8 protein-coding genes are annotated in these 11,521 nt (G+C 71.1%); 3 read left to right on the forward strand and 5 right to left on the reverse strand.

Going from position 1 to position 11,521, the window contains the following annotated elements; all coding sequences use genetic code 11:
- Window positions 1-71 precede the first annotated feature (71 nt).
- Window positions 72-848, forward strand: a complete 777-nt coding sequence (locus ACWD3H_RS09935) for an IclR family transcriptional regulator (protein WP_355554526.1) — start codon at window positions 72-74, stop codon at window positions 846-848.
- A 156-nt stretch (window positions 849-1,004) separates the two neighbouring features.
- Window positions 1,005-4,223 carry a penicillin acylase family protein gene (locus ACWD3H_RS09940; protein WP_451954666.1) on the forward strand — a complete coding sequence of 1,073 codons (3,219 nt, stop codon included), beginning with the start codon at window positions 1,005-1,007 and terminating at the stop codon, window positions 4,221-4,223.
- Between the two features lie 95 nt (window positions 4,224-4,318).
- Here ACWD3H_RS09940 and ACWD3H_RS09945 read toward each other — a convergent pair whose 3' ends face one another.
- The 3 genes from ACWD3H_RS09945 to ACWD3H_RS09955 are packed head-to-tail and all read right to left on the reverse strand — an operon-like array spanning window position 4,319 to window position 8,753.
- Window positions 4,319-5,881: an IucA/IucC family protein gene (locus ACWD3H_RS09945; protein WP_451954667.1), complete on the reverse strand. Its 1,563-nt coding sequence runs from the start codon at window positions 5,879-5,881 to the stop codon at window positions 4,319-4,321.
- Window positions 5,878-7,599, reverse strand: coding sequence for an IucA/IucC family protein (locus ACWD3H_RS09950; protein ID WP_451954668.1), 1,722 nt, complete (start codon window positions 7,597-7,599; stop codon window positions 5,878-5,880). The genes ACWD3H_RS09945 and ACWD3H_RS09950 overlap by 4 nt, the downstream gene beginning before the upstream one ends.
- Window positions 7,596-8,753, reverse strand: a complete 1,158-nt coding sequence (locus ACWD3H_RS09955; protein ID WP_350921972.1) for a siderophore biosynthesis protein — start codon at window positions 8,751-8,753, stop codon at window positions 7,596-7,598. Before ACWD3H_RS09955 ends, ACWD3H_RS09950 begins: the two co-directional genes overlap by 4 nt.
- 224 nt (window positions 8,754-8,977) lie before the next feature.
- On the opposite strand from ACWD3H_RS09955, the gene nudC reads away from it, so the two are divergent.
- Window positions 8,978-9,955, forward strand: coding sequence for an NAD(+) diphosphatase (gene nudC / locus ACWD3H_RS09960; RefSeq protein ID WP_451954669.1), 978 nt, complete (start codon window positions 8,978-8,980; stop codon window positions 9,953-9,955).
- A gap of 225 nt (window positions 9,956-10,180) precedes the next feature.
- Here the strand turns inward: nudC and ACWD3H_RS09965 are convergent, their stop codons facing one another.
- Window positions 10,181-10,435 (reverse strand): mycoredoxin, encoded by a 255-nt coding sequence (locus tag ACWD3H_RS09965; RefSeq protein ID WP_350921976.1) that lies wholly within the window; start codon window positions 10,433-10,435, stop codon window positions 10,181-10,183.
- A 58-nt stretch (window positions 10,436-10,493) separates the two neighbouring features.
- Complete coding sequence (locus ACWD3H_RS09970; protein ID WP_451954670.1) at window positions 10,494-11,480, reverse strand: alpha/beta hydrolase; 987 nt, start codon at window positions 11,478-11,480, stop codon at window positions 10,494-10,496.
- Window positions 11,481-11,521: the final 41 nt, after the last annotated feature.

An 11,521-nucleotide genomic window follows, 5' to 3' on the forward strand; every position in this document is an offset into this window, starting at 1 on the left:
GGAAGCCTTTCCCCCGCCAACCGCCTCTACCTGCTCATATCCCTCCCCACCCGAGAGAAGGAGATTCCCGCATGACGGCATCGAGCCGCGTGGACGGTGTCCAGTCGGTCCTGCGGGCGGTCGGGATACTCAACTGCTTCCGCGAGGGCGAGCCCGCGCTGACCGTCTCGGAGCTCGCCCGGCGGACGGACCTGTCCACCTCCACCGCGCACCGGCTGGCCCGCAGCCTGCTCGACACCGGATTCCTGGAACAGGACACCGAGACCGCCTGCTACCGGCTGGGTCCTTCGATCACCGAACTTGGCCAGCTCTCCTTCCATCGGCGCGGCCTGCACAAGGTCGCCCCGGAGCTGGGGCAACTCGCCCGTGTCACCTCGGCCACCGTGGATCTGGCGGTCCGCAACGGCCCGCACGCGGTCATCCTGGTCGGGGGTTCCCTCAACCCCGACCGGGGAGTCGGCCTGCACCGCCCGCTCCACTCGACGGCGCTCGGCAAGGTCCTGCTCGCCTGGGCGCCGCCGGGGAACGGCGACCTCGCCGCACTCGGCCCGCTCCAGGCCCAGACCCAGCGGACGATCATCGACCACGCCGCCCTCCGCGCCGAGCTGGACCAGGTGCGCCAGAGTGGCCACGCTCTCAACGACGGAGAGTCCTCGGAGGGCGTCCGCACCGTCGCGGTCCCCGTTCTGGACCGCGCCGACCGTGCCCGCTACGCCCTCGCCGTACGGGCGACGCCCCGGCTCATCAGCGACGCGCGAATCCCCTGGTTCGTCAAGCAGGCCCGCGCCTGCGCCCGCGTCCTGGAGGTGCTCCTGCTGCCTCCCGCCGAACGCCGCTGGCACTCGTGATCCGGCGGGCACGGCACCCCTGTTTCGACCTGCCGCACTGACGGCGAGTCATGAACCGGCGCAGACGATTATCACACCGGCCATTGATTCGCCGTTGGTCCGGAACGTATGTTCCTAGCAACATCCGAGTATGCCTCATGTTTTAGGGATTCTCCTATGCATGCACGTCTCAGGCGGACGATCACGGCGGCCTCCGCGCTGCTGATGGCCCTCGCGCTGACATCCCCCCTCGTACCGGCATCCGCATCCGTACCGACGTCCGCGGTCACGGCCGCGGCGGCCTACCCTCCCGACGACTACTGCCTCGGCGAGTGCGTCGACATCCTGCCCCCGGGCCAGAACGGCAACGCGACCCTCGCCGGGATCCTGGCCCACCAGTCACTGGGGACGAAGCCCAAGCACAGTGACGACCAGCTCGGCAAGTACGCCAACCTTCTCTCCGGCTACACCGGGCTGACCAACGACCAGATCGCCAATTTCTTCAACGACGCCTCGTTCGGCGTCCCCGAGGGGCAGGTGGAGAGCACCATCAGCCCCCGCTCGGACGTGACGATCGTCCGTGACAAGGCGACCGGCACCCCGCACATCACCGGGACCACCCGCGAGGGCACGATGTTCGGCGCCGGGTACGCGGGCGCGCAGAACCGCCTCTGGGTGATGGACCTGATGCGGCACGTCGGCCGGGGCGAGCTGACCTCGTTCGCCGGAGGCGCGCCGGGCAACCGGGAACTGGAGCAGAGCGCCTGGCGCAACGCCCCGTACACCGAGGCGGACCTGCAGGCGCAGATCACCAGGCTCAGGAACGCCAGCCCCCGGGGCGCGCAGCTCTACACCGATGTCGAGCACTACATAGCCGGCATCAACGCCTACATCGACACCTGCATGGCCAACCGGGACTGCCCCGGTGAGTACGTGCTGACCGGGCACATGGACGCGATCACCAACGCGGGCGGCCCGGTGAAGTTCACCATGACCGACCTGGTGGCGATCTCCGGTGTCATCGGCGGTCTGTTCGGCGGCGGCGGCGGTGCGGAGATGCAGTCCGCGCTGGTCCGGGTCGCGGCCCGCGCCAAGTACGGCACGACGATCGGCGACCAGGTCTGGTCGGCGTTCCGCGCGCAGAACGACCCGGAGACGACGCTCACCCTGCACGACGGCCAGAGCTTCCCCGCAGGGAACGCGCCCGCCGGAGCCACCGGAGTCGTCCTCCCCGACCCGTCGACGGCGCCGGTGAACATCGTCGAGAACAGGACCGGATCGGCCACCACCCCGGCCTCGGCCCTGACCGCCAAGGGCATGCTGGACGGGCTGCTCGTCGACAACTCCAAGCCGGGCATGTCCAACGCCGTGGTGGTCTCGGCGGCCAAGTCGAAGACCGGGCACCCGGTCGCGGTGTTCGGCCCGCAGACCGGCTACTTCGCCCCCCAGCTGCTCATGCTCCAGGAACTCTCCGGCCCCGGCATCCGGGCGCGCGGCGCGGCCTTCGCCGGACTCAACCTCTACGTGCTGCTCGGCAGGGGCACCGACTACGCCTGGAGCGCGACCTCCAGCGGCCAGGACATCACCGACACCTACGCCCTGCAGCTCTGCGAGCCCGGCGGCGGCGCGGCCACCGTCGCGTCGAACCACTACCTCTACCGGGGCGTCTGCACCGCGATGGAGACGCTGCGCAAGACCAACTCCTGGAAGCCCACGGTCGCCGACTCCACCCCCGCCGGCTCGTACGACCTGGTGATCCAGCGCACCAAGTACGGGCTGGTGAGCTGGCGCGGCACGGTCGGCGGGCAGCCCACCGCCTTCACCGCGCTGCGGTCGACCTACCACCACGAGGTCGACTCGGCGATCGGCTTCCAGATGTTCAACGACCCGGCCGCCATGGGCGACGCGACGGCTTTCAAGAACTCGGCCGCCACCATCGGCTTCGCGTTCAACTGGTTCTACGTCAACTCCACCGACTCGGCGTACTTCATGTCGGGCAGCACCCCGGTCAGGTCCTCGGTCTCCGACCCGAACCTGCCGATGACCGCCGACGCGGCCCATGAGTGGGCGGGCTACGACCCGGCCACCAACAGCGCGACCTACACCGCTCCCGCCACCCACCCGCAGGCGGTCAACCAGGACTACTTCGTCAGCTGGAACAACAAGCAGGCCAAGGACTACGGCGCCGCGGACGGCAACTTCAGCTTCGGGCCGGTCCACCGGGCCGACCTGCTGGACGCCCCGATCAAGGCGGCCCTGACCGGAAGCGGCAAGCTCGACCAGGCCGGCACCGTGAAGATCATGGCGGAGGCTGGCGTGACCGACCTGCGGGGCAAGAAGGTGCTGCCCGACCTGCTCCGGGTGATCAACAGCGCCGCGGTGACCGACCCGGCCCTCGCCTCCGCGGTCTCCAAGCTCTCCGCCTGGACGTCGTCGGGTTCCAGGCGGCTGGAGACCTCGCCGGGCAGCAAGGCCTACGCCCATGCCGACGCGATCCGCGCGTTCGACTCGTGGTGGCCCAGGCTGGTCCGCGCGCAGTTCAAGCCGGGACTGGGGGACGGCCTGTACCAGTCGCTGGTCAACGCCCTCCAGATCAACGAGTCTCCCTCGGGCCATCAGCAGGGCGACCAGTCCACCCTGCCCACCTCCGCGAACGAGGCTCAGGCGCACAAGGGCTCGGCGTTCCAGTACGGCTGGTGGGGCTATGTGAGCAAGGACCTCAGGAGCGTGCTCGGTGACCAGGTCACCGGGCCGCTGCCCGCCAGGTACTGCGGGGACGGCACGGTGGCCGGCTGCCGCACCGTCCTGCTGAACAGCCTGTCGGAGGCGCTCGCCGAGCCCGCGGCGACGACCTACCCCGGAGACGACGTGTGCGCGGCGGGCAACCAGTGGTGCGCCGACGCCGTCGAGCAGTCGCCGCTCGGCGGGATCACGCACTCGCTGATCTCCTGGCAGAACCGGCCGACCTACCAGCAGGTCCTGTCCTTCCCGGCCCGCCGGGGCGACGCGATCACCAACCTGGCGGAGGGGAGGACGGCCAAGTCGTCGAGCAACCAGCTCCTCTACCCGGCGAGCAGGGCCGTCGACGGCAACCCGACGACCCGCTGGTCGAGCTCGTCCAGCGACAACCAGTACCTCCAGGTCGACCTCGGTTCCGCCACGACCGTGGGCAGGGTCATCCTGCGCTGGGAGACGGCCTACGGGGCCGCGTACTCGATCCAGACCTCGACCGACGGCTCCGCCTGGACCACTGTCTACTCCACCACCGCCGGAAACGGCGGTGTGGACAACGTGACGTTCACCCCGACCACCGCCCGCCACGTCCGCATGCAGGGCGTCACACGCGGGACGACGTACGGCTACTCCCTCTACGAGCTGGAGGTCTACCCCCGATAAGCGCGCCCTGAGGTAGCGGACGGGGGCGTCGGTGGACCACCACCGCCGTCCCCTCCGCCGGTCCGAGAGCCGGATCCCGCCGGGAGGCGCGCTCCTCAGATCGCGGCCAGCGGGTTGGCGACCGGCACGTACCCCGCGGCGCGGTCCGCCGACCGTGCCCACCTGACCGACAGGTTGGCCTTGGCGGGCAGCGGCGCCCCCGCCAGCAGGTCCGACAGCGGCCGGGGCCACCCCCGCGACTCCGCGTACCCTGCCAGAACCTTCCCGGCCACCGCCCACAGCTCCCGCGCGGGCCCGGCCCCGGCCCCGGAAAGGGAGGCGGCGATCTCGGCGAGATGGTTGACCATCAGGCAGTAGACCACCCGGCTCCAGCCGGCCTCCGCGTCGTAGGTGAGGGCCTCGGCGACCCGGGCCGGCAGGCCGGACAGGTCGTGCCGCCCGGCGACGAGCTTCGTGCCCTCCATGTCGCGGAAGACCGCCTCCACCGGCAGCCCCTCCGTGTCCACCCCGATCAGCACGTTCTGCAGGTGAGGTTCGAGCACCACACCGTGGCCGAGGTAGGCGTCGAGCACCGGCAGCGCCACCCGCTCCACGTACGCCCGCCACCAGCGCACCGGATCGGCAGACGTCACCTGCCGCCCGGCGGCCAGTGTGCCGCTCAGCAGGGGGGTCACCCCGGGTCTGCAGACCGACCACGGGCTGACCCGGACGATGACGCCGAGCCCCTCAAACAGCCGGGTGCCCAGCTCGGCGGAGCGGTAGCCGGGTTCGGGCAGCCAGCGGGTACCGGGGAAGGCCGCGGACAGCTCTCCGAACATCGGCCCGAGACGGCGGCTCAGCTCGACCGCGCCCGCCAGCTCGTACCAGGAGTTCTTCCGCAGGCAGTTGGTGATCCGCACGTCCAGGCTGAACTTCAGGCACCGGTCGATCAGCGGCTCGTAGACGGTACGGACCGACGAGGTGGGAACCGCCATCCGGGTACTGTTCCCCAGGTCGAGAAGCCGGCCGTCGGCCAGCGGCGCGGCCAGGTCGGCCGAGAGCAGCTCCAGCTGCCACGGGTGCGCGGGCAGCAGCGAGTAACCGGGCGGCGCCGCTCCGAGCGCGTCGAGCGAGCCGGCCTCGCCCGCCTCCGCCAGCACGTCGTCCCTGACCCCGAGCAGCCGCAGCGGAAAACTCGCGTGCGCCTCGGGCGCGTAGCGCAGCCAGTCCGCGCCGCCGCGCGCCTTCGGGCTGGGGTGGAACGGGTGACCGAAGACCAGCGCCTGCTCCGAGGCCAGCCACGGGTCGGCGGGGGGCGGCACGTCCCGCCGGGCCGCGAGCAGCGCCGCCATGGCGTCCCTGCTCGCGGCCACCTGGACGGCGAACTCGTCGTTGCCCTCGCCGAGCTCGGTCTCCACCAGCCGGACGAGCAGGTCCGCCGAGAGCGGCTGCCAGGAGTCGTTCTCCAGCCACTCGGCCCGCCCCTCGAAGCGCAGCGCGAGCCCGCCGTGCGCGCGGGCCCGCAGCAGGGTGTCCGCGACACGCAGCAACACGTACGGCTCGTCGTGCCTGACCTGCCCGCGAGGTCCCGAGATCTCCCGCACGCAACAGCGCAGCAGCGCCGCCAGTGAAGCCTCCTCGGCGACGGCTGCGGGGGAGTCGAGGGCGAGGCTGGTCATGGCGTCCTTCTGGTGATCGCGGCCGGTGTGGCCTGGGGCTGCTGGCGGAGGTAGTTCGGCCCGCTCGTGCCGTAGAACTTGTTCACATCCCGCGCGCCGGTGCGCGCCTTGTCCACCAGGGTCCCGGCGGTGACCATCGACTTGCCGACGAGCCTGGCGGCGTCCAGGGTCCTGGCCCGCAGCAGCCTGGCCATCGGGTTCTCCCCGTACTCGTCGAGCGCTCCGGCGAGCGCGTCGCGGACCAGCTCGGAGGCCCGCGGCGACGGCAGCGCGCCGAACGCCACGGCGGCGGCCGCCAGGTGCAGGGTGATGGTCACGAACATGTCGGCGAGCGCGTGCGGGTCGTCGGTCAGCATCCGCGCGTCCGTGAAGTCCGGGACCGGGAGGCCGGCACCTCTCAGCAGGTCGGGTGAGGTCAGCAACCCGTCGTTGTCCTTGACGAGCAGCCGCACGACACTTTCGCCCGTAGTGTCGGTGTCGAACACCAGCGAGAGGTTCTGCTGGTGGGCCTCGAGCGCGGTGCCGTACCTGACGAAGAGCCGCACGTGGAAGCGGAACAGCACCCGCAGGTACCGGGCGAGCAGACCGGCGACATCGCCGCCGAACCATCGTCCGGCGAGACCCTCCACGACCAGGCCGCCTCCGGGCAGCGGCGCCGCCAGCGCCGCGACGGAGACGACCTCCCCCACGGGCTGGCGGCGCAGCAGCCAGCCCAGATACTCGTGCCCGGCGTGCCCGTACGTCTGCTCGTCGGCCAGCAGCACCTCGGGATCCGGCATCGCCCGCAGCAGCAGCTCGGCCCGCGCCCCGTCGGCCAGCGTGCCGGGCTTGATCGACCTCCGGTTGCGCAGCCCGAGGGTGCTGGTGGCCAGCGGCAGCTTCAGGTGCGCGCCCGGGGCGATCTCGACGGTGCGCATCGACAGCGTGGGCCTGACCTGCAGATACGGCTGAGGGGCCACGGTCGCCCACGGAATCTCCTCGACGCGGGGGACCGTCAGCGGGTGCACGGGGAACAGCGCGTGCGTCCCGGCGAGACTCCCCGCCAGCCCGACGGCACGGAACCCGGGCGCCCCCGGTATCTCGGCCCCGGTGAGCCGCTCCCGGGGAACCGCGGCCCAGCGCAGCTCGAAGGCGGGCGCGAACTCCGGCGCGTACGCGGTCAGTTCCTCGTCGGACAGGCCGATCCGGCACCGGGCCGTCGGGTAGACGGGGTGATCGACGAACGCGGCCAGCGTCTCGTACCACATGCTGTCGCGTCCGCCACCGGTTCCCGTCGTGCCCGTGGTGCCGGACGTGGCGGCGGCCAGTCTGGCGAGTACCTCTTCGTGGTGGAGGTCGTGCAGGTCGAGGGCGCGCAGCGCCTCGTGGCACTCCCTGGCGAACGACTCGACCCCGGCCGCGTCGGCGGGGTCGGAGACCTCCCGCAGCGTGTGCAGGACCTCCCGCAGGCGGAGCGCCTCCTGCGGGGCCGCGACGAAGTCCTGGAACAGCGAGCCGGGGACCAGCCGCACCCGCCTGCCTCCCGGCAGGACCAGCGCGACGCCGTCCTTGCCGTGGGTCACCCGCCTGGCCAGGCCGCCGTAGTCCTCGCGCAGCAGCGCGTTCAGCACCCGGACGGCGAGGTACGTCTCCCGCCCGCGCACCGAACCTCCGCCGATACCGGGGCCGTCCACGGTTCCCTGGCCGGTCACACGTCGGTTCGCGGGTCCCCGGCTCATGCGATCACCCACGGGTTCTCCGCCCTGAAGGCCGCGACGGCGGCGTCCACGCCCGCCCGGTCGGGCCCGGTCGCGCGGACGATGCCCAGGTAGTCGCGGTTGGTGTTGCTCCGGTCGATCCGGTCGCCCACGGCGCGCAGCGGCCGGTGCCAGATCCGGACCGGGTCGCCGGAGGCGGGGACGACGGTCCCGGGAGCCTCCACCACGGTCCCGGAGCGATCGGCGACCAGGCTCAGCGCGGTCCCGTGCCCCCGCACCGGGGCGAGGTCCGCCGGCCCCATCCCGAGATGCGTCCCGAGGACGAGCTCGAACAGGGGCACCTGGAGCAGGCTCGCCAGCAGGAAGTCGCAGTGGTCGCCGATCACCCGGTAGTTGACCTCGACGATCCGTGGTCCGGCCGGGGTCATCACGTACTCGGTGTGGCAGGCCCCGAACCCCACCCGGAGTGCCTCCAGCGCCCGCAGCACGTGGTCGCGGCCGGGAGGCGGCTCCCAGTCGAGCCGTTCCTCCACGAAGTGCGGCAGTGGCCCGAGAGTGGTGCGGAAACCGCCGAGCACCCTGATCCGCTCGCCGTCGCCGAGCGTCTCCATCGTGTGCAGGGGGCCGTCGAGATACTCCTCCACGACCAGCGTCTCCGCCGGCCGCCTGCCCCTGATGGACAGGACGGCCGCCGCGAGCTCGCCCGCGTCGTGGACCAGCACGACGTCCTCGCTGGCCACGCCCTCGCACGGTTTCACGACCGCGGGGAAGGGCAGGTCCGCGACCGGCGGGTCGGCCGGTGCCAGCCGCGCGGTACGGACGGTCTCGACCCCGGCCGCGGCCAGCCGCCGCCGGGTGAGCGCCTTGTTCTTGGTGTCGACGCAGGCCCGCCAGTCCTTGCCGGGGAGTCCGAAGTACGCGGCGGCGAGTGCGGTCTCCGCCTGGATGTGGTCGGAGTTCGAGAAGATCGCGTCCGGGGTGCGGTGGTGCGCGACGGTGTCGATCACCGCCCGCGCGTCGCGCACGTCACAACGGAGCACCTCCGCTCCATGGTCACGGTACTGTTCCGGCCGGTCGGTGAGGATCGTGACCTCGCACCCGAGTGCGCGTGCCGCCGGGAGGAAGCCGTCGGTGACCGAGTCCGTCGGTTTCAGCGCGGTGAGGTACAGCCGCAATGCAGGAACCCCCGATATCAGGTAAGGCTAACCTAACTCGGTGCATCCTAGCGGGATGGAGATCATCGCGCCGGGATGATCGGTCTATTGACCGTATACGTCCGTGTCGTCAAAAGATGGGGTCTTTTCCGGAGGGCCTCCGGCCAGGGGTGACGCCGTCGGCCCTGTGCGGCTCCGCGTTCCGGCGGCGTAATATGTGCACTCGTTTGGGGAGGCGGAACGGCGTGGAGATCACTGCACAAGAAGGACTTCTGGGGCCGCTGCTGCTCGCGCGCAGCGCCATCGACAGGTCGGCGGTGCTCCGCGGCGACACCGAGTGGCTGGAGCGGGCCTGGGCGGACGGCGCGACCAGGGTCGTGGTCGTCGACGACGGGCAGGCGCTGATCCGGCGCAGCGGCGGAGAGGCGGAGCTGGTCCTGCTGTCCACCGCCGACGCTCCCGAGGGAGAGCGTTACCTGCTCGGCGTCGACGCGGAGGGCATCGCCTACTTCGCCGTGACGGCGTCGCTGGCCACCGCCACCCATACCGGCTCCTTCAACCGGATCGTCTCCCCGCTCGACCCCTCGGAACTGGGTGAGGGGCAGACCGTCACCGCCGGGTTGCGCCAGGTGGGATCGTTGCTGGGCGATCTGGACGCCGGCCTGCTGGTGTACGCGGTCGCCCTGGAGGCATGGCACTCCACCCACGAGTACTGCCCCCGATGCGGGAGCCGCACCGAGGTGCGGGCCGGCGGGCATGTGCGCGTCTGCCCCAAGGACGACAGCCAGCACTTTCCCCGGGTCGACCCTGCGGTGATCATGCTGATCCACGATGACGACGACAGGTGCCTGCTGGCCAGAGGACCGCAGTGGCCCGAGGGGCGGCTGTCGGTGCTGGCCGGTTTCGTCGAGCCGGGCGAGTCACTGGAACAGGCCGTGGCGCGCGAGGTGTCCGAGGAGGTCGGCGTGCGGGTCGCCGATGCGCGCTACATGGGCAGCCAGCCCTGGCCGTTCCCGCGCAGCCTGATGCTCGGCTTCTTCGCGCGGGCCACGTCGACGGAGTTCGTGCTGGACTCCGAGGAGATCGCCGAGGCCCACTGGTTCAGCCGCGCCGAGCTGCTGGCCGCGCTGGAGAGCGGCGAGGTGCGCCTGCCGTCGGAGCTGTCGATCGCCCGCAGGCTCATCGAGACCTGGTACGGCGCACCGCTGACCGGCGACTGGTGAACGTGCCCGCCGCCGTGTCCGCCGTACGCCACGGGCGCTGACGGATCCGGCGGCCGAGACCGCGCGGGCTCGGCCGCCGGTGACGGGTGCCCTCTTCGGGGCTTTCGCGAGACGTTCTCCGGCCCGGACCCTCGTACCGGTACGTGGTGCACGGGTGTGCGGGGCCAGGCATGTGGGAGCCCCGGTTTTCGGTGGAACCGGGGCTCGGGTGGTGCGGGGGGACGGTTACACGCCCGCGCCCGCCAGGATGCGCTTGACCTCGATCACCGAGGGGTTGGTCCTGACGATCTGGCCGGTGGGGGAGTCGACCACGACGGTGGGCACGACCTGGTTGCCGTTGTTGACGCTCATGACGAAGGTGGCGGCGTCCGGATCGCTCTCGATGTCGACCTCGTTGTAGGAGATGCCCTCGCGGCTGAGCTGGCTCTTCAGCCGCTTGCAGGGGCCGCACCAGGTGGTGGTGTACACAGTCAGCGCCATGTCGTGAAAAATCCCCTCATGTGATGTCCGGCGCCATTGGCAACAAAGTGAGAGCCCTTCATCTTCCCAATGAGAAAAGCTTCTCCGCGACCCACTGCTGGACCTGCTCCGCCACGCCGGGCAGCCGGTAAAGAGGCGCACTGTGCTCGATGCCCTGCTCGGTCAGCACCGTCACCGGCACGCCGACCTGCTGCAGGTGCTCCTTGAGTTGCCTGCTGTGCTCCGCCGACACGAACTCGTCCGACGAGTGCACGATCAGCATGGGCGCGTCGCCGCGGCTCGCGTGCCACGGTACCTCCATGCTGGTCCACACCCTGGCGCACTTGCCGGTGGGCTCGCAGCCCCCGGCGAGCTTGATGGCTGAATCGCGCAATTTGCGCTTGTTCGGGTCGAGGGTGCCGATGCCTTCGGTGTACGCGGTGAGCGGGGAGATCACCGGAGAGATGCCGACCACGCCGCGCAGGCCGGGCAGGCCGTTCTTGTAGGTGCCGACGGCGGTGGCCAGATGGCCTCCGGCGGAGAAGCCGACGACCACGTAGTTGTTCGGGTCGAAGGACCAGCGCGCCGCGTGCCGCCGCGCGGTGGCGATGGCACCGAAGGTGTCGGTGCGCGGGGCCGGCCAGGAGGCGTCGCCCGAGAGACGGTAGTTGATGTTGAAGACCACGTAGCCCTGTTCGGCGTAGCTACGGCTCACCTCGGTCATGTACTTCTTGTCACCCGAGGACCACCAGCCGCCGTGGACCAGGAAGACGCCCGGCCGCTTCAGCTCGTCGGGCTGGTACCAGACGTCCATGCGCTGGCGCACGTGCCGGCCGTAGGCCACGGTTTCGACAAGGGTGCCCTGGACCAGCGGGGCGGCCCCTGTGCTCGAAGTCGGCGTTGGAGTCGGCGTCGGAGCCGGCGTCGGGGTGACCTTGCCCGCCTTTCCGCCACCGACCTGGGTCGGCGCTGAGATCGCGTGTGCGGACGCGGTCGTGTGCACCACCGCGGGTCCGACCACCGTCGCCGCCAGAGCGAGCGCACCCACGGTTACCCAACTTCGCACGGGCCTCTTCCTTCCCCGGAACCAGTCGCACCTCATTGTGG

This window comes from Streptosporangium sp. NPDC002607 (assembly GCF_053592655.1).

What these genes read in the sequence shown, in the direction of transcription:
- ACWD3H_RS09965 (WP_350921976.1), bottom strand. Translation starts at nt 10,435, where the DNA reads ATGGCGCTGACTGTGTACACCACCACCTGGTGCGGCCCCTGCAAGCGG.
- ACWD3H_RS09950 (WP_451954668.1), bottom strand. Translation starts at nt 7,599, where the DNA reads ATGAGCCGGGGACCCGCGAACCGACGTGTGACCGGCCAGGGAACCGTG.
- ACWD3H_RS09945 (WP_451954667.1), bottom strand. Translation starts at nt 5,881, where the DNA reads ATGACCAGCCTCGCCCTCGACTCCCCCGCAGCCGTCGCCGAGGAGGCT.
- ACWD3H_RS09940 (WP_451954666.1), top strand. Translation starts at nt 1,005, where the DNA reads ATGCATGCACGTCTCAGGCGGACGATCACGGCGGCCTCCGCGCTGCTG.
- ACWD3H_RS09935 (WP_355554526.1), top strand. Translation starts at nt 72, where the DNA reads ATGACGGCATCGAGCCGCGTGGACGGTGTCCAGTCGGTCCTGCGGGCG.